19 protein-coding genes are annotated in these 20572 nt (G+C 60.2%); 15 read left to right on the forward strand and 4 right to left on the reverse strand.

Annotation, left to right across the window (positions count from 1 at the left end; translation table 11 throughout):
* Window positions 1-197 precede the first annotated feature (197 nt).
* Window positions 198-1016 carry an SDR family oxidoreductase gene (locus ABIZ35_RS10570; protein WP_348219862.1) on the reverse strand — a complete coding sequence of 273 codons (819 nt, stop codon included), beginning with the start codon at window positions 1014-1016 and terminating at the stop codon, window positions 198-200.
* Window positions 1013-1489 (reverse strand): MerR family transcriptional regulator, encoded by a 477-nt coding sequence (locus ABIZ35_RS10575; protein WP_348219863.1) that lies wholly within the window; start codon window positions 1487-1489, stop codon window positions 1013-1015. The genes ABIZ35_RS10570 and ABIZ35_RS10575 overlap by 4 nt, the downstream gene beginning before the upstream one ends.
* Before the next feature lie 762 nt (window positions 1490-2251).
* Here ABIZ35_RS10575 and ABIZ35_RS10580 point away from each other — a divergent pair.
* The 4 genes from ABIZ35_RS10580 (at window position 2252) to egtD (ending at window position 6879) form a co-directional block, all read left to right on the forward strand.
* Window positions 2252-2794: a putative immunity protein gene (locus ABIZ35_RS10580; RefSeq protein WP_348219864.1), complete on the forward strand. Its 543-nt coding sequence runs from the start codon at window positions 2252-2254 to the stop codon at window positions 2792-2794.
* Window positions 2795-3146: 352 nt separating this feature from the next.
* Entirely contained in the window at window positions 3147-4535 is a 1389-nt protein-coding gene (locus ABIZ35_RS10585; protein WP_348219865.1) for a mercuric reductase, read from the forward strand.
* 38 nt (window positions 4536-4573) lie between these two features.
* Window positions 4574-5869 carry an ergothioneine biosynthesis protein EgtB gene (gene egtB, locus ABIZ35_RS10590; protein ID WP_348219866.1) on the forward strand — a complete coding sequence of 432 codons (1296 nt, stop codon included), beginning with the start codon at window positions 4574-4576 and terminating at the stop codon, window positions 5867-5869.
* Window positions 5857-6879: an L-histidine N(alpha)-methyltransferase gene (gene egtD / locus ABIZ35_RS10595; RefSeq protein WP_348219867.1), complete on the forward strand. Its 1023-nt coding sequence runs from the start codon at window positions 5857-5859 to the stop codon at window positions 6877-6879. The genes egtB and egtD overlap by 13 nt, the downstream gene beginning before the upstream one ends.
* On the opposite strand, the gene ABIZ35_RS10600 is transcribed toward egtD, so the two are convergent.
* Window positions 6869-7582: an HAD family hydrolase gene (locus ABIZ35_RS10600; RefSeq protein ID WP_348219868.1), complete on the reverse strand. Its 714-nt coding sequence runs from the start codon at window positions 7580-7582 to the stop codon at window positions 6869-6871. The genes egtD and ABIZ35_RS10600 overlap by 11 nt on opposite strands.
* 263 nt (window positions 7583-7845) lie before the next feature.
* Here ABIZ35_RS10600 and ABIZ35_RS10605 point away from each other — a divergent pair, with 263 nt between their 5' ends.
* From ABIZ35_RS10605 to ABIZ35_RS10650, 10 genes are all read left to right on the forward strand, one after another.
* On the forward strand, window positions 7846-9570 hold the full coding sequence (locus tag ABIZ35_RS10605) for a beta-xylosidase (protein ID WP_348219869.1): 1725 nt from the start codon (window positions 7846-7848) through the stop codon (window positions 9568-9570).
* 23 nt (window positions 9571-9593) lie between these two features.
* Window positions 9594-10055, forward strand: coding sequence for a low molecular weight protein-tyrosine-phosphatase (locus tag ABIZ35_RS10610; RefSeq protein WP_348219870.1), 462 nt, complete (start codon window positions 9594-9596; stop codon window positions 10053-10055).
* On the forward strand, window positions 10052-10981 hold the full coding sequence (locus ABIZ35_RS10615) for a fructosamine kinase family protein (protein WP_348219871.1): 930 nt from the start codon (window positions 10052-10054) through the stop codon (window positions 10979-10981). Before ABIZ35_RS10610 ends, ABIZ35_RS10615 begins: the two co-directional genes overlap by 4 nt.
* A gap of 421 nt (window positions 10982-11402) precedes the next feature.
* Window positions 11403-11603 (forward strand): hypothetical protein, encoded by a 201-nt coding sequence (locus ABIZ35_RS10620; RefSeq protein ID WP_348219872.1) that lies wholly within the window; start codon window positions 11403-11405, stop codon window positions 11601-11603.
* A gap of 196 nt (window positions 11604-11799) precedes the next feature.
* Window positions 11800-12519, forward strand: a complete 720-nt coding sequence (locus ABIZ35_RS10625) for a hypothetical protein (RefSeq protein ID WP_348219873.1) — start codon at window positions 11800-11802, stop codon at window positions 12517-12519.
* A 503-nt stretch (window positions 12520-13022) separates the two neighbouring features.
* Window positions 13023-14456 (forward strand): hypothetical protein, encoded by a 1434-nt coding sequence (locus tag ABIZ35_RS10630; protein WP_348219874.1) that lies wholly within the window; start codon window positions 13023-13025, stop codon window positions 14454-14456.
* A 275-nt stretch (window positions 14457-14731) separates the two neighbouring features.
* Entirely contained in the window at window positions 14732-16060 is a 1329-nt protein-coding gene (locus ABIZ35_RS10635) for an ATP-binding protein (RefSeq protein ID WP_348219875.1), read from the forward strand.
* A gap of 80 nt (window positions 16061-16140) precedes the next feature.
* Window positions 16141-17418 carry an NAD(P)/FAD-dependent oxidoreductase gene (locus ABIZ35_RS10640; RefSeq protein ID WP_348219876.1) on the forward strand — a complete coding sequence of 426 codons (1278 nt, stop codon included), beginning with the start codon at window positions 16141-16143 and terminating at the stop codon, window positions 17416-17418.
* Window positions 17419-17451: 33 nt separating this feature from the next.
* Complete coding sequence (locus tag ABIZ35_RS10645) at window positions 17452-18321, forward strand: hypothetical protein (RefSeq protein ID WP_348219877.1); 870 nt, start codon at window positions 17452-17454, stop codon at window positions 18319-18321.
* Window positions 18322-18336: 15 nt separating this feature from the next.
* Window positions 18337-18981 (forward strand): ThiF family adenylyltransferase, encoded by a 645-nt coding sequence (locus ABIZ35_RS10650; protein ID WP_348219878.1) that lies wholly within the window; start codon window positions 18337-18339, stop codon window positions 18979-18981.
* Between the two features lie 41 nt (window positions 18982-19022).
* Here ABIZ35_RS10650 and ABIZ35_RS10655 read toward each other — a convergent pair whose 3' ends face one another.
* Window positions 19023-19736 (reverse strand): M50 family metallopeptidase, encoded by a 714-nt coding sequence (locus tag ABIZ35_RS10655; RefSeq protein ID WP_348219879.1) that lies wholly within the window; start codon window positions 19734-19736, stop codon window positions 19023-19025.
* Window positions 19737-19821: 85 nt separating this feature from the next.
* On the opposite strand from ABIZ35_RS10655, the gene ABIZ35_RS10660 reads away from it, so the two are divergent.
* Complete coding sequence (locus ABIZ35_RS10660) at window positions 19822-20409, forward strand: redoxin domain-containing protein (RefSeq protein ID WP_348219880.1); 588 nt, start codon at window positions 19822-19824, stop codon at window positions 20407-20409.
* Window positions 20410-20572 lie beyond the last annotated feature (163 nt).

Consider the following 20572-nt stretch of genomic DNA (forward strand, 5'->3'; position numbering starts at 1 on the left):
GAGCGCAGAAACCCACCTGCGTGGGTTACATAATCGAGAACGGCGCCGTCTGAAGTGGTGCACACATAAGACATTATCGTCAAGGATTATGTAACCCACGCAGGTGGGTTTCTGCGCTCATGCAGGCGCGGTTTTAACCGCCAGCCTTATTCGATGGCCCCTTTGATTTGACTTGCTCAAATAAGGGACAAATCGCGCTACTCCCCATCGGCTGCGCGGGAGACGTCCGTCCATTCGGCCCATGTCTTCAGGCGCTGCTCGTAGACCTTTGGGATTATCTCAGTGGCGAACGCACCCAGCAGCAGGCGCAGCGGCGGGTTTTCGGCGTCGACCACTTTCAGGATGGCTGCGCTAGTGGCAGTCGGGTCGCCGGCCTTCATACCGCCTGCCCGCTTGGCCCGGGCTTCCCGCATTCCGTCGTAGGCGTGGTTCGGCGTGGCCCGCGCTGCCGAGCTGCCGCTCCAGTCGGTAGAGAACCCGCCCGGTTCTATGATCGTCACATGAATGCCGAAGGGGGCGACCTCCTGGCTGAGCGCTTCGCTGAAACCTTCCAATCCCCACTTGGACGCGTGATAAAGTCCCAGGCCGGCGAACGCCGCCACGCCGCCGATGCTGGACACTTGCAGAATATGTCCGTGTCCCTGAGCGCGCAGGTAAGGCAGGGCCGCCTGGGTCACCCACAGCGCGCCGAATAAATTCGTCTCCAGCTGCGCCCGCGCTTCCTCTTCATTGACCTCTTCCACCGCGCCGAAGAGTCCATAACCGGCGTTATTCACAATCACATCCAACTGGCCGAAATGCTCGTGCGCGACCTTGACCGCCGCGAAGTCCGCTTCTCGGTCGGTGACGTCCAGCGCGATCGGAAATATCTGATCCCCAAAGCGCTCCACGAGATCGTTCAGGCTCTCAGTGTTACGCGCCGTCGCGGCGACTTGGTCGCCACGCTCTAGAGCCGCTTCGGTCCACTGGCGGCCAAACCCACGGGATGTTCCCGTGATAAACCATGTTTTCATCATTCGCCCCTTTTCGCTTTCACTTGATTGCCCCGGCATCGGTTCTCCTCGGCGATTTCCTGAGCCTTCGCCGTATCGCCCTCCTCAACCGCCGCCCAATACGCCACCTTGCCCGCCACATAATCCAGCCGCAGCTTCATCATCTCCAGTTCACGAGTAAGCGCCGCCTCATGGGCCGCAAACAGTCTCTTCTGCTCCCCAGCAACGATATTTCCCTGCTGCCGCAGTTGTAAAAAGCGCCGCATATCGTCGATAGACATCCCCGTCGCCCGCAGGCAAGACAGGGTATTCAGCACGCCGATGGAATCCAGAGAATATCGCCGATGTCCACTGCTGCGGTCACGCGGGATCGGCGTCAGCAGCCCGATCCGCTCATAATAACGAAGGGTATGCGTGCTGAGCCCACTCTCCAGCGCCATTTCCTGCACCGTCAGGCCCACTTTCTCGAGAACCGCCGAATTGCTTTTGGTTTGCATAAGTCTAATCTACCCGTGTCATTCCTGTCTGTCGTGATTCAGTATGGAAAACTTAGAGCGCTCTAAGTCAAGAGGTGTGAAGAAATGGTAAAAATTTATTTTTGTGAATGGGTGTGTGAGGTGGAAGTGGCGGCTAAACGGAAGGAGTAGGGGACGCGGCTGAGTTAAACCCAACTGCGTTATTGGATGTTCCATGTGCGACAAAGTGGAGCATCATCACTGCGTGTGTGGACGATTGGCATAAGAAATTGGAAGTCGTGTGAGGGATTCCAGATAAGGACGAATGACATTTGCAGTTCGCAGTGTCGTGGCGTATCCCCAAAGTTCATCCACAGTCACAAGCCGCGACCTCAGCGACTCTTGCAGCGCCTCCAGCGCCACATCCAGCCCAATCCGATTTCGTTAACGAAAGCAATCCACAACAGTCTTCGCAGCCGAGTAAACGCGCACCTCTCCTTGTTCCGTCATATGAGTTTCCAGCCCCTCAGACATGGCTAGTCCGGAGAACCGAACGATATGGAGTGGGGGATAATCAAGATTGGGTTTTCGAGCTTTGGGATGAATCGCCAGCCATACTTCGTGAGGCGCCTGCGTTCCGATCTCATGAAACCTCAGCGCCGATAGCAGGCAAATATTTCCATGCGGCGCCCGCTTGCAGACTTCCGCCAGTGAGATATGCTGAGAGATTTCCGTCTAACAATCGGAGAAATAAATCTAGTCTTTTAAGCTGTTCTACTCAAATAATAGGAGACGCCTAAATCTATGCCGACAAATAGATCTGATGAAATTGAGCTCAGCATTGATGAGCTGCGCGAGATTGCGGGGTTTGCGGTAGAATGCGCGCTCAGGGCGCTGCCTATCTTTGAACGATACGTTCCTGACGATTCACGACCGCGCGAAGCCATTGAGGCTGCGTTCGCTTTTTCGAAGGATGGGAAACGTTCGAATACGTTGCGGGCAAGCGGCTTAGCGGCCTTTAAGGCGGGGCGTGCTGTAAAAGTGAATGCGCCCGCAGCAGCTGAGGCGGCACAGGCTGCCACTCAGGCGGTTGGCGCCGCGTTTCTTCATCCACTGGCAAAAGCGCATCAAGTAGGGCACATACTGGGCTCTGCTGCATATGCGGCACGGGCAGCAGAGTTGGAAGCGGGTGACAATCGGAGTGTTGGTGCGGAGTGTCGCGATTGGGCTATTGAGCATGCGCATACGACTGTTGCCTTGGTTCTCACTCGATATCCCGCTGCTCCTGCGGGAGGCGGGCGTGTGGGAGAGTTGCTTCGTGAGCTTGACGCGGCTCTTCGTCCATGATTTCTCAAAACTTTAAGCTTAGAGTAGTTCGAGGCTTCGATTTCTCTGGACGACTATAGGAACCAGCCAAGCTATTCAGAGAAATGGCGTCTTCGATCTTGCGAGGGCGGGTGTGAGCAGCCATGGTCATCAGGCGGAGGTCATAGATTATGCCTAGGAGGCGAAGAAGACGGCAATCCATATCTTTTCATTGTTTTTCGAAGAACATTTGTTTGATCGTCTCATTTCTGGGTATCTCTGTTGAGGCTTTGAAGTCCCAGTGCGTCCGCACTTTTCTCGTTTATGGAACTTCTCTATACTCTCAATTGTTGCCGACTTCAGCAAGCAAAGTTTGTTTTGGAAATGAGGCGTTATGGCGCAAGCTGAGCATTACGATGTGGTGATTATTGGCGCGGGGCAGTCGGGCGATCCGCTGGCGCGGGCATTTGCGGCGGCGGGCAAAACGGCGGCGCTGGTGGAGCGGGACGCCGTCGGCGGGACATGCGTCAATTACGGATGCACGCCCACCAAGACGATGGTCGCGAGCGCGCGCGTGGCGTATCTGGCGCGTCGCGCCGGCGATTATGGCGTGCGTACGGGAGATGTCTCGGTGGATCTGTCGGTCGTTCGGGAACGCAAGCGGGCGATCGTGAAGGATTTTCGCGGCGGGACGGAGCATCGGCTGGAAACGACCGATGGGATCAGTCTGATTTACGGCGAAGCGCGGTTTACCGGGCCGAAGGAAATCGCCGTGGCGCTGCGCGAGGGCGGGGAGCGGCGATTGACGGGCGATGTCGTCGTGATCAACGCGGGCGCGCGGCCCGCGCCGCCGGATCTGCCAGGGCTTGCCGATACTCCATTTCTCGATTCCACGTCGGTGATGGAACTGAACGCCGTTCCCGAGCATTTACTGGTACTAGGCGGTGGGTACATCGCGCTGGAATTTGCGCAGATGTTCCGGCGCTTCGGCAGCGCGGTGACGATCGTGCAGCGGTCCGGACAGCTGCTGGGACGCGAAGATCAGGATGTGACGGATGAGGTGCTGAAGATCGTCCGCGAGGACGGGATCGAAGTTTTGCTTGGCGCCCAGGCGCAAAGCGTCGAAGGAAATAGCGACGGCGTGCGCCTGACGGTGAAGATCGACGGCGCGGAGCGCGTGCTTTCGGGTTCGCATCTCTTGGTGGCGACGGGACGCAGGCCAAACACGGACCGCCTGGGCGCGGATGCGGCCGGAATCGCGCTGGACAAACAGGGAAATATTATTGTGAACGACCGGCTCGAAACGAGTGTTCCCGGTGTCTATGCTATGGGCGACGTCAAAGGCGGCCCGGCGTTCACGCATATCTCTTACGACGATTTTCGGATCTTAAAAGCGAACCTGCTGGACGGCGGCCGGCGCTCGGTGACGGACCGGCCGACACCCTATACGGTGTTCATCGATCCGCAGCTAGGTCGTGTCGGCTTATCCGAGACGGAAGCGAAGGCGCAGGGAATCGCTTACAAAGTCGCGAAGCTGCCGATGTCGAGTGTCGCGCGCGCTCTGGAGACGGATGAAAGCCGGGGCTTTATGAAGGCGCTCGTGGACACGGAGAGCGGTCAGATCCTGGGCGTCGCCATTCTCGGACTGGACGGCGGCGAAGTCATGGGCGCGCTTCAGATCGCGATGATGGGCAAGGTGCCCTATACGGCGCTGCGCGACGGAGTATTCGCGCATCCCACATTGATGGAGTCGCTCAACAATCTTTTTCTCACGCTCGACTAAACAGGCGCTCGCGCCATGCGATAGAAAGGTCAACCTGTATGTCGTCTGCTCTCGTCGCTCCTCACAAGGAGCGGAACGCCGCGCTTGCCGTGCAATATGAAACCGTGCGCGCCTTCACGGAAAAGATCTGCGCGCCTCTTGTGACGGAAGATTACGCCATTCAATCCATGCCGGACTGCAGTCCGGCGAAGTGGCATTTGGCGCACACCAGCTGGTTTTTCGAGACGTTCGTCTTGAAGGCGGTTGATCCCAGCTACCAATCCCCACACGCGCAGTACGATTTTCTCTTCAACTCGTACTATAACAGCGTCGGTGACCGGCACTGCCGCGCCAAACGCGGCCTGATCTCACGTCCGACCGTCGATGAGACATATACCTACCGCGCCCATGTGGACGAGGCGATGCGCGCCTTCTTTACCGCCGGCGCGCCGGATACGATTACGTCAATGGAATCGGTCATCGAGATCGGTCTGCATCACGAACAGCAGCATCAAGAGCTCATGGTCACCGACCTCAAGCATATGTTCTCGGAAAACCCCCTGCTGCCGGTCTATCGTTCCGCCAGGCCTGTGGCGGCGGCCCCCACGCCTGAACTGACGTGGGTTTCGTTCGACGGTGGCCTGGACTGGATCGGTCACGAGGGCGAGGGATTCTCCTACGACAACGAAGGGCCGCGCCATCAGACGTTTTTGCAGCCGTTCCAACTCGCGTCGCGTCTGACAACGGCGGGAGAATATCTCGCCTTTATCGAGGACGGCGGATACCATCGCCCCGAATTCTGGCTTGCCGAAGGCTGGAGCATCGTGCAGGCGCGCGGGTGGGAGGCGCCGCTATACTGGGAGCGGCAGGGCGATGGAAGCTGGACGCAGATGACGCTGTCCGGACCGCGCCCGGTGGACCCGTCGGAACCCGTATGCCACGTCAGCTTCTTTGAGGCCGAGGCGTATGCAGCCTGGGCCGGCGCGCGTCTTGCGACCGAGGCCGAGTGGGAAGTCGCCGCGAGGGGCGTCGCCGTGGAAGGCAACTTCGTCGAGGGCGAGCGCTTCCATCCCGCCCCGTTGACCGGCGACGCGCCCGGGCTGCGCCAGATGTTCGGTGATGTGTGGGAGTGGACGCAAAGTCCCTACACCCCGTATCCCGGATACCGCGCCGCTCCCGGCGCCCTTGGGGAGTATAACGGCAAATTTATGTCCAGCCAATACGTGCTGCGCGGCGGCTCCTGCGCCACCTCCCAGACCCATATTCGATCGACCTATCGGAACTTCTTCTCACCGGACGCCCGCTGGCAATTCATGGGCATTCGACTAGCAAAGGATGACACATGCCGATTGTAGAGATGACGCGCGCCGCCGCGCACGCCGCCGATCCCAAAGCCGCTGTGGCCAATGCCCCAGAATCTTCTTCGGAGACCGCCGACTTTTACGCTGAGGTGATGGCGGGACTGACCCTGCCGGTGAAAACCCTGCCATGCAAGTACTTCTACGATGAGCGCGGCTCGCAGCTCTTCGATGAGATCTGTGAGCTGGACGAATACTATCCGACCCGCACGGAAGCCGCGATCATGGAGCGCCACGCCAAGGAAATGGCGGCGCTGCTCGGTCCCGACTGCCGCCTGGTGGAGTACGGCAGCGGCAGCAGCACCAAAACGCGGATCTTATTGGACAGTGCGCCGGACCTCGCCGCCTATGTCCCGGTCGATATCTCCCGGGTCCATTTGCACAAAACCGCCGAGGGTCTGCGCCGCCGCTATTCCCAGCTAGAGATCCTGCCGGTCTGCGCCGACTACACCACGCCGTTCGCTCTGCCGGAGACCGCGCGTTCGGCCTCGCGTACGGTCGCGTACTTTCCCGGCTCCACGATTGGCAACTTCCATCCGCGCCAGGCGCAATTCTTCCTCGCCCAGATCGCCGCATTGTGCGGCGAGGGCGGTGGGCTTCTCATCGGCGTCGATCTGAAAAAAGACCCGGATGTGCTGCATGCCGCCTACAACGACGCCAGGGGCGTCACCGCCGCGTTCAATCTGAACGTGCTGGACCGGATCAATCAAGAACTGCGTGGGGAGTTCGATCTGGACAGCTTCGCGCACCATGCCTTCTACAACGAAGAGCTAGGGCGGATCGAGATGCATCTGGTCAGTCAAAAAGACCAGACCGTGAATATTTGCGAAGGCGCCGTGACCTTCGCCGCCGGCGAGACGATTCACACTGAGTGCTCCTACAAATACAGCCGGGACGGCTTCGCCCGGCTCGCCGAATCCGCCGGCTTCCAGGTCAGCCGCTTCTGGACCGATCCCAGCAAGCTGTTCAGCGTGCAGTATCTGACGGTGGCTCCGGTCAAAGAATAACGCCGAGCAGATCTTCGATGCGATCCAGAGTGATGTCGGGCGGCGGGCCGCAGGTATCGCTCGGCCAGGGGTGGCCGAGGCGCAGCCACGCCGTCCGCATTCCGGCATTGCGCGCTCCCCAGATGTCGTTACGGGGATTATCGCCGACAAAGAGGATCTCAGACGGCGCCATTTCCATCTTGCGAGCCGCAAGCGCAAATATCTCCGGATCGGGTTTGGCGCATCCGACCAACCCTGAGACGATCACGCAGGCAGCGCCGTCGCCCAGGCCAAGCACGGCAATTTTGCGCGACTGCACCCGCGACCCATTCGTGACGATCCCATAGGGAATGTGGAAATCACTCAGCGTCGCCAGCATCGCTCGCGCCTCTGGCTCCACATGCATCTGCGTGAAAAACTGCTCGTAGAACGCCTCCACTGAGGTGGACGGGGTTCCTGGCGCGGCCGGATAGCGCTCATGCAGCCGCTGAAAGATCGCCCGCTTCGAGCCATACCCATGGGCGTCCATGGCGGTGATTTCCGCCGTCAGCGCCGCGCGCTCTTCTGTGTCCTCCAATTTCAAAACTTCATCCAGAAACCAGAGCAGCCAGCGCCCGAACGCCGCCTCGCGGTCGTAAATCGTATTGTCCAGATCGAAAAGGACGGCTTGTGGGCGTGCGCCGCCGGCGGAATCGCTCATCATGACGTCCGCTGTTCGACTCATATGGGGCAGCTTTCCTGATGATTCCGCAGCTCGCAAGTCTCATCGCCAAAAGTAAAATTTAATCGTTTCATGGGTCTCGTTCTAGCGCTCTGAAACCACTGCATCGTCGCATCAAGAGCGCGCACTCATATTGTACCATCGCGCGTCGCGCGCATATTCTTTGGCAAAGGCGTCTCGTGCTGATATTGCCGTAGAATAAGCCGAGGCTGGTATAATACCCGCGCTAGTACTCCCGCCGAAGGCGGATTCTGAGGTAACTGCGCATGTCCGATCCCCGTTCCTTTTCCCGCCGCGAGGTGATCCAGATGTTTGGAATGTCTTTAGCCGTATCTGCGCTCGGCGCCGAAGCCGTCGCGCACGCGGACATACCCGCCACGTTCCCGGTCACAATCCGGGTGGACGCCGCTCATTCCCTGGGAGAGCTGACGCCGATCTGGCGGTTCTTCGGCGCGGATGAGCCAAACTACAGCACCATGAAAAACGGCGCCAAGCTTATGGGAGAGCTGGGCGATCTCAAGCGCAAGCATGTCTATTTTCGGACGCATAATTTGCTGACGAGCGGGGATGGGACGCCAGCGTTGAAGTGGGGTTCGACGAACGCTTATACCGAGGACGCCGCCGGTAACGCCGTGTATGACTGGACAATCGTCGATCACATTTTTGATACGGGACTCCAGCGCGGCGTAAAGCCTTATGTCCAGATCGGCTTCATGCCGGAGGCGATGTCGACCCATCCGGAGCCGTATCGGCATCACTGGACGCCTGCCGCCAAATACGATGAGATCTACACAGGCTGGGCGTATCCGCCGAAAGACTATGGGAAGTGGGGCGAGCTAGTCTTCCGCTGGACGAAGCATTGTGTGGAGAAGTACGGCCGCGCCGAAGTTGAATCCTGGTACTGGGAAGTATGGAACGAACCCAACATCGGCTACTGGCGCGGGACATTCGAGGAATACTGCAAGCTCTATGACTACGCGGTAGATGGCGTGCGCCGCGCTTTGCCAACAGCACGCGTGGGCGGACCCGAAGTGGCCGGCGGCGCGGGCGGAGATTTTCTCCGCAAGTTTTTAGAGCATTGCGCGGGTGGGACGAACTACGCCACTGGTAAGACAGGTTCGCCGCTGGACTTCCTCGCCTTTCACGCCAAGGGATATCCCGGCTTCACGGACAGCCATGTGCGTATGGGGCTGTCTCACGAGTTCAACGATATCGACGGCGCATTCGCCGTCATCGCCTCTTTTCCTGAGTACAAGGGAACTCCCATTGTGATCGGTGAAGCGGACCCAGATGGATGCGCCGCCTGCCAGGGGCCGCAGCTCGGCTATCGCAACGGGACCCTCTACTCATCCTACACGGCGGCCGCTTTCGCGCGGATGCATGATCTGGCCGCCAAGCACGGCGTGAATCTGCAAGGAGCAGTGACCTGGGCGTTTACCTTTGAAGATGTCCCGTATTTTGCCGGCTTCCGGCAGCTGGCGACCAATGGGATCGATCTTCCTGTCCTGAACGTCTTCCGAATGATGAGCAAGATGAGCGGTGACCGAGTCGCCGTTGAAAGCTCGGCGGATGCAGGGCTCGAAGAGATGCGCAAGCATGGCGTGCGGATCACCCCCGATGTCTCCGCGCTGGCCTCGCGCGCTGGTGACCGTCTCGCCGTTCTTGTCTGGCATTATCACGATGACGATGTTCCGGGCGCGCCAGCCTCGGTCGAGCTGCGTCTGCGCAGCCTGCCGTGGGGCGACGGCCCGGTCACACTGCAGCATTATCGCGTTGACGAGCGCCACAGCAACGCCTATACCCTCTGGAAAGAGCTAGGGTCTCCTCAGCAGCCGACGCCCGCGCAGTACGCGCTTTTAGAAAAGGCGGGGCAGCTGGCGGCGCTGCATGATCCCCGGTTCGTATCAGTGGAAAATGGCCGTCTGGAGGCGCGTTTTGACCTGCCGCGCCAAGGCGTCTCGCTGCTGATTTTTGAACGAAAGCCACTTTAATTTCGTGTGAGGTTGGGTTTGCTATGATCCGTGTTCTCTTCGTGTGTTTGGGCAATATTTGCCGTTCGCCAATGGCCGAGGCCGTTTTCGCGCATCAAGTGCGCGAGGCGGGGCTGGCGTCGGAGATGGAGGCGGACAGCGCCGGCACCGGCGACTGGCATGTGGGGCAGCCGCCGCACTCGGGTACGCGCCGAATTCTGGCGAAAAACGCCGTGGAGTACAATGGCCGGGCACGGCAGATCGCGCGCCGCGATCTGAGTGAGTTCGACTATATCGTCACGATGGACGACCAGAATCTCTCGAATGTCAGCGCTATGGGTGCGGGCCGCGCGGAGGTCGTCTCGTTTCTGAGCTTCGCGTCGCATATAGGGCTTACCGAAGTCCCCGATCCGTACTACACCGGCAACTTCGAGGAAACCTACGAACTCGTGACGGCCGCTTCCGAAGGCCTCTTAGCCCATATCCGCGAGGAACACGGCCTGTGAGCGTTCTCCCGCCCGCCCTGCACGACACTATAACCCAGCTCCTCGGCGCCGCTCCCCAGGGCGCCCAGGCTCTTGCCGGCGGCATGATTAACCAGGCCGCGCGCGTGGATACCGCGCACGGACCGATCGTCGTCAAATGGAATTCCGACGGCCCGCCTGGCTTCTTCGCCGCCGAAGCCGACGGCCTGGAGCGCCTTCGCGCCGCCGGCGCGCTGCGCGTTCCGAAGATTCTCGCCGTCTCCGATGCGCCCGCCGGCGCCGCTCTTCTCGCCAGTCTGAATCAAGAGTCTGCTGTTACACCGTCTTTTATTCTGATGGAGTATCTCCTGCCAATGCCCGGCGATGTAGAAGAATTCGCCCGGCGCTTCGGCGAAGGTCTGGCCCATCAGCACCGCACGGCGACATCGGAGAATGGTCTGTTTGGCCTGGAGCGCGACAACTTCATCGGCGCCCTCCCGCAGCCGAACGCTTGGCGGATGACCTGGCCGGACTTCTACCGCGAGCGCCGCCTCCTGCCGCAAGTCACCATCGCCTCGCGCCTCGGCCGCCTCCCAGGTGACCGCGAATCGCGTCTGCATCGCCTTCTCGATCAGGTCGATACGATTCTCGCCGACGGCCGTTTCCTCCCATGCCTTCTGCACGGCGACCTCTGGAGCGGCAATTTCCTTCAGCAGAGCGAAGACCCGATCGTCCTCGATCCCGCCGTCTACTATGGCGACCGTGAAGTCGAACTCGCCTACATCCAGCTCTTCGGCGGCTTCCCGCCCGGGTTCCTTGAAGCTTACCAGAGCGCCTACCCACTTCCCGGCGAGTATCTCTTGCGCCGTCCGCTGCATCAGCTCTACCCCTTGTTGGTCCACCTGAATATGTTCGGCGAACAATACTGGCCGCAGGTCGAATCCGTGCTGGCGCGATACGGCTGTTAGATTACGATCATCTGTTTGTATATAGGCGAATTCGCGCGTCGTCATCGCCCTGAAAATAAATCCCCATACCCCTTGACATTCCTGGAATGCCCCGTGTATAATCGTCCTCAATTGCCGGACAGCCGCCAGTCGGGGCCGCAATAGAATCGTAATCACGCAATGCTCAATATTAATATCCAATTGAATAAAGACGCCCGAAGGCCGTTTGGGGCGTTTACCGTGGAGACACTGCGACCGTCGCAGCCCGTCATCACGGATCGCATTGGCGCGGGTGCAGAGAAAGGAGAGCTGGCTTCCTAAACGTTGTCAGAACTTCTCCTCGGGACGTTTCGAAATGAACGCCCCCTCTGCACACTCACCGTGCCGAGGGGGCGTTTTTGTTTGTGTTTGCACTAGAAATTGATTGTGAAAGGAAAGAATCATGGTCCATGTGCGTTTTGAAGGCCGCTCGTACGATTTGACCGAGCGGGAACTGAATATCACCGCCGCGCAGACAGACGACGAGATCCGCACCCGCCTCGCCGGCCGGTTCGATGTCGGCCTCGACACCCTGAAAGATTACGTCATTGACCGCACCGCTAGCGGTGACCTGATCGTTCGGCCCGAAGCCGTTTACGGTTGAACCGGGAAACGGGGCGCGCGCCCCAACAGCAAAAGCATACATTCGCCTGTTAAGCGGGAGGTCGGGGGTTCGAGTCCCTCTGGGGTCGCCAAGCTGGCCCTATAGCTCAGTTGGTTAGAGCACCAAAAACTTGCTTTTCAAACTTGCGCGCGCTTCGATTTTAAGATTGACCTGGGAGATTGTGATGGGCGTCCGTGTGGATCAGGCGATGGTGGAGCTGCGCGGCGCATTCAAGCAGCGCACGAAACCGCGAACAATCGGCCATTGCCGCATATGCTACGAACCGAGCGACATTCAGAAGTTTTTGTCTCTTGACCCGGCCCGCATGAGCGAAAATGATTTTCTTCCGATCCTGTGGGATGGATGCCGATGCTTTGGCCGCTGGAAAGAGATTGCGTATTACATTCCGTGGCTGCTGGAGGTTTGCCCGGAGCCTTGGCTCGATGACACGGATAACTTCCTATCCATGCTGCTGCGAGCCTTGGAAGACACGGAAGCGCCAATGGACCGGGAGCAGCGCCATGCGATTTTTCGCTTCGTGCTTGCTCATACCGAAGACGCTATGAGTGACAGCGAGGGCGACGCCTCGCTGTACATTGATGAAGCGCTTGTATTTTTAGGAGCGTTCGGCGAATCCATTGCCCAGATGTTCAAAGATCTCGGGAGCAGTGATGATCTGCGAATACGCGCCAATTACTGCCTGTTCATCGCGCGCCAAGTATTAGGTTTAACCACGCGTCCAGAGATGTCCGACGAGAATCAAAAAGCGTTTGATGTGCTGTTGGAGCCAAGTTCCGCTCTCGCTATTCTGATGGCGAATGTCAACACGGTGTCGCAAATCGCTCCCGACGAGCAGTACAACGTCGAGTACGCCTTTGATTATCTTACTAGCCTTGAGAATAGTGCGGTAAATTGAAATTATGAAATAACAAAAATACAACTTTCCCGCGCCCTAACGCGCGTCGCTTACATACATCAGGTAATCAGAATGTCGTGGGTCCGAATCCCACCAGCCTTGGCTGTAGCTCAGTGGTAGAGCGTTTGAATTTGTAACAACAGCGACGCGGACTTGCGCGGGGGAGACTAGTACTTGGTGGGACAGCGGGGCGCGCGCCCTGATGGTGAAAGCATACATACGCTTAAGGAGCCAGCGGTCGGAGGTTCGAATCCTTCCAGGCTCGAAAGGGCCTGTAGCTCAGTGGATAGAGCACTGAAAAAAATTGCTTTCCAAACTTGCGCGCGCTTCAAAAAATTGAATAAGTTTCTCCCGCGCCCCAACGCGCGCCGCTTACATACCCGACTGGCTCTGCAACAGCCACGACGCATGCCAAATGCGTCTCATGCAACAGCGGCGTCGACTTGCACGGGAGAAACTTATGACGATACAAAAGAAATTATTGCTGGACAGGAAGGTTTGAAATGCAGACTTTTGAGCGCGATGTGCGCCTGGAAATATTGAACAGCTTACTGACCACGCCGCACCGTGAGCTGGCGAAGGTTGCCGAGGGACACAAGGAGATGCGTGGTCTGGATCCGATCTTCTACGGTCACCTTGCGGTCTGGTATCACCGCAACGGCGATGTGCGCGACCACAAGGAAGTCTTTGTTGGAAACTTGCTCGCGAGCGACATCGGCGAGCACCGGGAGGCGGGTTATATGCTGCTCCAGGAGATGCCGCCTTACCAGGTCGCTCGGGTGGTGGACTTTCTGAAACAGCATCTCGGCAAAGCGCCGCGCTCGGCGCGGACGGCGGTCACGCGCTATCTGCGTCGCCGCGAGCGGGATCCGAAGCAGTTCGACCGGGCCGCGTTGCGTGGCCGCAAGGCGATGAAGCATCTCTATGCGACGCTGCACATCGCGCCGGGCGTCCGCGCCAACGAGATCCTCTTTGGCGATCAGCCGCCTGTGGATAGCCTGGCGTATATGCTGAAACTGATCGCGAAGGCGGAGACGCCGGAAGCGCAGGCGCAGCTGATCGTCGAGCATGCGATTCCGTACACGGTCGCGATCGGCGCGGTGTCGAAGGTGACTCCCGTCGTTCTTGTCGCCCTGATCGCGTCGATGTCGCCGCAGGAGGTCATCAACAACTTGAAATCGCTGAAGGCGCGCGGCGCGATGGACCATCCGGACGTCAAGGCGCTGATCGACGACAAGCTGAAGCAGGCCGAGACGCATGGCCGTGTGTCCGTCTTCAAAACCCGGGTCGCTGCCGATGCGGCGGATCTGGACGCGGAGATGACCGAGCGGCTGTCCAAGATCGCCGACACGCAGATCAAGGCGCGTGGAACGATCAAGCGCTCCACGGCGCTGCTGGTCGACAAATCGGGTTCGATGGACTGCGCGATCGAGCTGGGCAAGCGGATCGCCGCGATGATCTCCGGCGTCGCCGAAGCCGGCCTCTGGGTCTACGCCTTCGACACGCTGGCGTATCCCGTCACGGCGAAGGGAGCGGAGCTCAGCGACTGGGAGCGCGCCTTCCAGCTGATCAAGGCCGGCGGCGGCACCAGCGTCGGCTGCGCTCTGGAAGCGATGCGTCTCAAGAAGCAGATCGCCGAGCAGATCATCCTCGTCACCGACGAGGGCGAAAACACGGCGCCGTACTTCGCGGATGTCTACGAGGCGTACAAGCGCGATCTCAACATTGCGCCCAGTGTCGTGATCGTCAAGGTCGGCCATGCAGGAAACTGGGTGGAGAACAAGCTCAAAGAGAAGCAGGTCACGGTGGACACGTTCACCTTCGCCGGCGACTACTACGCGCTGCCGAACCTCGTCCCGCTGCTCACGCGCCCGTCGCGCCTGGAGCTGCTGATGGAGATTCTGGACACGCCGCTGCCGGAGCGGGATGAGTGGTGAGGCTTGAACCTGGTTTCTTTAGCCTAAACCACAGTCGTTCCCCGGTTATAAAAACCGGGTCTGGGGAGTCGCTGCGCGACTAATCGTCCGTTCCGGACGAACAAACTATGGATAATCGACCATCAATGTTTGTCTGTCCGGCACGGACAGTTAGCGCAAAGCGCTTCCCAGACCCGGTTTTTATAACCGGGGAACGAAAACAGAGCTGATACGGATAACTTTATGGACGTTACTATTTATCGACTGCACACCTAAAATCGATAAAGAAGTCAATTATGAGTACTTTAGAAACAACTTCACACCGGAACGGCGCGCACGCCGAGATGACGGCGCTTTCCTGGCGCGATGAGATTATGAATGAAGCCCTGCGCGGCTTCGACTACGATGAACATGGTGATGCGCTGATCCATGCGCTTCGCACGCGGCGTCCTGAGTACGCCACTCTGTCTATGTGGCCGGACCGCGTGATGTTCACGCGCTTTCTGAACGAGAAATGCGGAGGGATGCGCAGTTTGCTTTCTTCGACCCATCTGTATCAGACGCGTGTCGACAACAAGAGCGAGCATCTTTTTGGCTGGTTCGCCGCAGACTGGTGTGGTCAGACTGTGGAGCTGGTGCTGACGCCGGCCAGCAACCGGGTGATGGAAGTCGTCTGTCTCGCCGCCGATCCAGAGCTGCTGCGTGAGTTTTCGACGGCGATGATCGAGTACTCCGAATACCCGTCCGGCCGCAGCCTGCGCTGGGCCGCCGGCTGGGAGCACGCCGAAGATCTGGACGAAGAGATCGGCAAGGTCACCTGGGACGACATCGTGCTGGCGCCAGAGATGATGACACGTCTTCGGGAAGCGGTCGAGGGCTTTGCCGGAAGCCGCGAGGCATATGAGGCCCTGGGCTTCGCCTGGCGTCGCGGCGTCCTGCTGGTCGGACCCCCGGGAACTGGCAAAACCATGGTCTGCAAAGCCGCCGCAGCGGCGCTGCCGGACCTGCCGTTTCTGTATGTGCGCGATCTGAGCGAATATGAGAATGAGGAAGCGATCAAATCCATCTTCAAGCGCGCCCGAAAGCTCGCGCCCTGCATTCTCGCATTTGAGGATGTGGACGGTTTGATCAATGAGTTCAACCGTACGATCTTCCTGAACGAGATGGACGGGTTCCGGAGCAACCACGGCGTGCTTGTGATCGCCTCGTCCAATCATCCGGAGAAGATCGACATGGCGCTGCTGCGGCGCCCGTCTCGCTTCGACCGTGTCTTCCATATTGGGCCTCCGGCGCTGGCGGAGCGCGCGGCGTACTGCCGCTATGTTCTGAGCCGGCCGAACCTGGCGCCGCTTATTACGGTCGATGTGAATGTCGAAGCGCTCGTCGCTCAAGTCGCCGAACGCACGGACGGCTTTACGCCGGCGTATCTCAAGGAAGTGCTCGTCTCTGCGGCGCTCCAGCGCGCTCAGGAAGGCGCGATTGTCCTGGATGCGGCGTTCGCGGAAGCCGTGCTCGGCCAGATCGGCGAGATGCGCGAGCATCTCAAACGGACGCGCACTCCCGAGGCGATGGGCGAACTCGAAGATGGCGACGGCCGTCTCGGATTCCGCCGGGGTGACGACTAACCGTGATTGGAGAAGGGCGAGGCAGGAAACCCGGCCTCGCCCCCCTAACTCTTCTGTGATTACAGAAGGGACGGGATTCTATGAAGGTATGTATCGTGGGCGCGGGACTGGCGGGGCTTACCTGCGCGCGCCATCTGCACAGCGCGGGCGTCGAGGTCGTGGTGCTGGAAGCGAGCGATGATGTCGGCGGGCGCGTTCGCTCGGATATCGTCGACGGATTTATTCTGGATCGCGGCTTCCAGGTGCTGTTCGACGCCTATCCGGCGGTGAAGCGCAATCTCGACATCGGGGCGCTGGACCTGCGCGCCTTCGATCCGGGCGCGATTATCTGCCGGGGCGGCCGCCAGAGCGTACTGACCGACCCGCTGCGCGATCATAACTGGGCTGATGTCGCCGGCGCAGCGGCAAACCTTGCGATCCCTGTCACGGACAAGCTGCGCACGCTGCAATTGTCACAATCCCTCTCGGGGATCGGCAGCGGTTTCGACCCTTATGAGCCTGACGATCAATCGACTTACGATTATCTGAAAGGCCTGGGATTCCACGACTCGACGATCGACGTCTTTTTTCGCCCCTTCTACGGCGGCATCTTGCTGAAGCGCGACCTTTCGACCACGGCGGCTGCGTTTCGCTTTTACTTCCGGATGCTGAGCACCGGACAGACCGCCGTGCCGTCCGCCGGCATGGGAGCGGTCACCCAGCAGCTCGCCGCGCCGCTGCGAGAGGCCGGCGCAATTCGATTGAACGCGCCGGTACGAAGCTTAATGCAGAGGGAGGGGCGAACCACGGGAGTTGTCCTGGAGACCGGGGAAACGATCGACGCCGACGCCGTGGTGCTCGCTGTCCCCGCGCCGGCCGCCGCGCATCTTGCTGGTCTGCCCGCGCCCGAAGGCGCGCTTGGCAAGGCAACGATCTATTTCGCCGGCGACAAGGCGCTGAGCGACAGCAAAAAGCTCGTCCTCAATGCTGACAAAGACGCGTTCGTCAACGACGCTCAGCAGATCAGCAATGTCGCCCCCAGCTACGCGCCGATGGGCCGGCATTTGCTCGGCGCCACCGTGCTCGGCGATCCGGAGATGGACGATACCCAGCTCTGCAACGCCGCGATGGATGACCTGCGCAAAATGTACGCCGCCGACCGCGAAGCGGTCCGGGCGCTCGCCAGCTACGCGCCCTTGAAAGTCTATCGAATCCCATACTCGCAGTTCCCGCAGCCGCCGGGCGTGTATGGAAGTCTGCCGGGAGTGACAACGGATCAGCCGGGTCTTTATGTCGCCGCCGAATGGACGGAAAGCAGTTCGATCAACGGCGCCATCACCAGCGGCGAAAACTGCGCGGCGGCGGTGCTGCCATCCTGATCCGCGAATCATAACAATGATTATGCAAAACCCATGAACATCAAAGCTCTGCTCAGCCGAATATCCGCCGAGGAAGCGCGCGTCCGCGATGCGCGTTTCCTTGCCCCCTGTGTCCCTGGCGGGCAGGTGCGTGTTCGAGTGGGCGGGTTGGTGCAGACCTTCGCGCCGGAGCCGAGTGACTTCGAAGGGTGGGGTGTTTTCCAGCCGTTAGATTCTCGCCGGGCGGCTTTGGTGGAGGAAGCATCGCTGCCGCAGGTGTCGGAGTATCTGTCGCGGCTGCCGTCGCTGCGCGTGCGCCTGGTGCGTCCTCTGCGCGGGCAGACGTGGCTGGCCTATCCTGCAAACGAACCCGATATGAACGGACGTCTTGGCGCGGCGCAGCCGATTCTTGCGCATCTTGTGACGGACTCCGCGCCGTTCGAACAGGTGATCGCGCACGGCGGAGGCGGCGTCTGGTGGTTCGCGTATGAAGACCGGCGCGCCGATCCTCGCCACGCCGAAGCTCTTCGAACCGCGCTGCGCGAAACAACTTCGCCGGACGATCTGCGCTTTTCGGGCCTGACCCCGGAGATGCGCGTGGCCTATACGCTGGCGGCGGAGGCGGCCGCTGGTTTCGAGGCGCTGAAGCGTCGCCGCCGCGCGGCGCGGGCGCGCCGAGGAGATAACGAGAGATTGGGCGATGCTCTTGCCTTTGCCGGCGGAGATCTGCGCGACTTTCAGGATCGCGGCGAATATTGGGTGGTCGACTGGGCGACGCGCGACGGCGAGCGCCACACCAGCGCCATCGCCAAGAAAGATCTCACCGTCATCAGCTCAGGCATCTGTCTGAGCGACCGGGACCACGATTTCGACTTGCAGTCACTGGTCGGCGTTATTGAGCGCCGCGAGGATTTTGGTTGGTAAGATGGACGAAAAACGATGAGCCGGACTTCCGCCCTTTATCATGAAGAGTTGTATCGGACCGACGCGACAATGCACACGATACGCGATCTTCCGGTCACCATCTGCGGCGCGGGGGCTTTGGGCGCGAATATCGCCGAGAACCTCGCGCGGCAGGGTTTCGGCCGTCTGCGGGTGATCGACCATGACCGGGTCGAGGAGCGCAATCTTTCGACGCAGCCGTACTACCGCTCCGACATCGGCGCCGGAAAGGCGAAGATCCTTGCCAACACGCTTTATCGAGCCCTTGGCGTTACCGTCGAGACACGCATGGAGACGCTGGCTTCCGATAATATTGCCAAACTGCTCGCGGGCAGCGCGCTGGTCATTGACGCGTTTGACAACAGCGCGGCCCGCGCCGCCGTGACCCAGCATTGTCTGACTTCGAACATTCCTTGTCTGCACGCCGGTCTTGCGAACGGCTACGCCGAGGTGCTTTGGAATGACGGCTATCGCGTGCCGTCTCCCAGCAATGACGATGTGTGTGACTATCCCTTAGCGCGCAACCTCGTCATGATCACCGTGGCCGTGGCGTGCGAATGCACCGTGGCCTGGGCGGCGAACGGGGAAAAGCGCGGATATACAGTGACGCTGGGGGACCTGGCGGTGCGTGCGGTTGCCTAATCCCACCATCCTAATCTTCTCTGCGTCCCCAGAATTAGGGATTAAGCTCCTCGCCGCCAGTATGGCCGCAGCGCGGCCCAGAGAATCCCCAGCGCCGCTCCGCTCCATAATACCGCCCAGACCACTGGCGGCAGCGGGATCATCTGCGACATCAAGGCGGCGTCGGTCGTGGGGCCATTGGGGATAGTGGAGAGGCCGACCAACGTTTTTAGATCGTAGAGGGCGTTCGCGACGCACTGCACGCCCAGGAACATCACGGTCCGTTCGGCGGCGAGAGCGGACATGCGTCGTCCGGCCCAGACGAGCAAGGCGGCGATGATGAGGCCCCAGGCGAAGCCAAAGAAATTGTGCCAGGGGCGGACGGCGAGCACGGTGGCGAGGCCGACCACGGCGGCGCTGGCGTAGAGCGCGGCGTGCGCGGCGCGTGCGCGCCGGCCGAGCGAGATCAGCCAGGCGCCGTACGCCGTCGCCCCTAAATAGCCGGCCATCACGATCAGCAGGCCGAAGCCCCCATAGGTCATGGTGACGCCGGAAGCGTCGGGTTCGATCTGTATCTCGGCGACACGCCCGCCGGTGAGCAGCGCGGCGAGGGCGTGCGCGCTTTCGTGGATGAACGTGACAAAGAGGCGCAGTGGGTAGAGCGCGAAGGACGCCAGCGGGACGAACCACAGCGCGACCGTGGCGGCGCACGAGAGCAAAAGTGTCTTCAGGCTATTGCGGTTCATGGGCGTGTCGGCGCCCGCATTGTTGTCCATTTATAGTGTTTCCTACTCTCACGGACCCGAACGCGGCGATAAAGTTGCGCGCGGCGTGATATAATACCGTACGAAGGTAATACCTATGTCTATTCGCAACGCCGCCCAAATTCTCGTGTTGATCCCCTGGATAGCCGCTCTGGCTGCTTCGCCGTCGCTCGGGGCTCCCATCAAGAAAAAGCCCGCCGCGCCGGCCGCCGCCGCGCCGAAGCCGGCCCCGGCGTTTACGCTTGCGGATACCGACGGCAAATCGCGCACGCTGGCGGAGTTCCAAGGCCGCCCCGTCACCCTCTTTTTCTTCTGCGGCTGCCCCTGGTGTCACAAGACCGCGCGGCTTTGGAGCCAGTTCCAGCGCGGCGGGGCGCTTCCCGCGTCCAGCCCCGCGCCCGCGACGGTGATCGTTTTTACTGGGGACGCCGAGATGTCGAAGCAGTTTGCGTCCGAGACGAACTTAGACCTCACACAGACGACATTGCTGCCGGACATACGGATGCGTGTCACAAGCGATCTTTATCATGCCGATCCATGCCCGCGCGCCTTTGTCCTCGATCCGGCGGGCCTCATTCGATACACCAACAATCACAAAGACGACGCGCCGCGCGAAGCGGCGGAAACCGCAATCGTTGCCCGCACCCTCGGCGCCCTGCGCGACGCAGCGGCCGTGAAGAAATAAGGAATACCCCCCATGCATTCCCAAAGACTCGTTCTGACACTGGCGGTTTTGACGGCAATGGCGCCGTCTGCGCTGCATGCCAATACCCCTCCCGGGCAGACGCCTCCGCCCGCGCCGCCCGCCGAAGCGCCCCTACTGCCGGGACCGGGAAAAGTGCTGACAA

The organism is Capsulimonas sp. (assembly GCF_039929585.1).
Classification (GTDB): domain Bacteria; phylum Armatimonadota; class Armatimonadia; order Armatimonadales; family Capsulimonadaceae; genus Capsulimonas.

Bases quoted from the DNA above. Each gene is read 5' to 3' on its own strand.
- ABIZ35_RS10660 (WP_348219880.1), top strand. From the start codon at position 19,822: ATGTCTATTCGCAACGCCGCCCAAATTCTCGTGTTGATCCCCTGGATA.
- ABIZ35_RS10655 (WP_348219879.1), bottom strand. From the start codon at position 19,736: ATGGACAACAATGCGGGCGCCGACACGCCCATGAACCGCAATAGCCTG.
- ABIZ35_RS10600 (WP_348219868.1), bottom strand. From the start codon at position 7,582: ATGAGTCGAACAGCGGACGTCATGATGAGCGATTCCGCCGGCGGCGCA.
- egtD (WP_348219867.1), top strand. From the start codon at position 5,857: ATGCCGATTGTAGAGATGACGCGCGCCGCCGCGCACGCCGCCGATCCC.
- ABIZ35_RS10645 (WP_348219877.1), top strand. From the start codon at position 17,452: ATGAACATCAAAGCTCTGCTCAGCCGAATATCCGCCGAGGAAGCGCGC.
- ABIZ35_RS10635 (WP_348219875.1), top strand. From the start codon at position 14,732: ATGAGTACTTTAGAAACAACTTCACACCGGAACGGCGCGCACGCCGAG.
- ABIZ35_RS10630 (WP_348219874.1), top strand. From the start codon at position 13,023: ATGCAGACTTTTGAGCGCGATGTGCGCCTGGAAATATTGAACAGCTTA.
- ABIZ35_RS10610 (WP_348219870.1), top strand. From the start codon at position 9,594: ATGATCCGTGTTCTCTTCGTGTGTTTGGGCAATATTTGCCGTTCGCCA.
- ABIZ35_RS10580 (WP_348219864.1), top strand. From the start codon at position 2,252: ATGCCGACAAATAGATCTGATGAAATTGAGCTCAGCATTGATGAGCTG.
- ABIZ35_RS10575 (WP_348219863.1), bottom strand. From the start codon at position 1,489: ATGCAAACCAAAAGCAATTCGGCGGTTCTCGAGAAAGTGGGCCTGACG.
- egtB (WP_348219866.1), top strand. From the start codon at position 4,574: ATGTCGTCTGCTCTCGTCGCTCCTCACAAGGAGCGGAACGCCGCGCTT.
- ABIZ35_RS10620 (WP_348219872.1), top strand. From the start codon at position 11,403: ATGGTCCATGTGCGTTTTGAAGGCCGCTCGTACGATTTGACCGAGCGG.
- ABIZ35_RS10640 (WP_348219876.1), top strand. From the start codon at position 16,141: ATGAAGGTATGTATCGTGGGCGCGGGACTGGCGGGGCTTACCTGCGCG.
- ABIZ35_RS10650 (WP_348219878.1), top strand. From the start codon at position 18,337: ATGAGCCGGACTTCCGCCCTTTATCATGAAGAGTTGTATCGGACCGAC.
- ABIZ35_RS10605 (WP_348219869.1), top strand. From the start codon at position 7,846: ATGTCCGATCCCCGTTCCTTTTCCCGCCGCGAGGTGATCCAGATGTTT.
- ABIZ35_RS10585 (WP_348219865.1), top strand. From the start codon at position 3,147: ATGGCGCAAGCTGAGCATTACGATGTGGTGATTATTGGCGCGGGGCAG.
- ABIZ35_RS10570 (WP_348219862.1), bottom strand. From the start codon at position 1,016: ATGATGAAAACATGGTTTATCACGGGAACATCCCGTGGGTTTGGCCGC.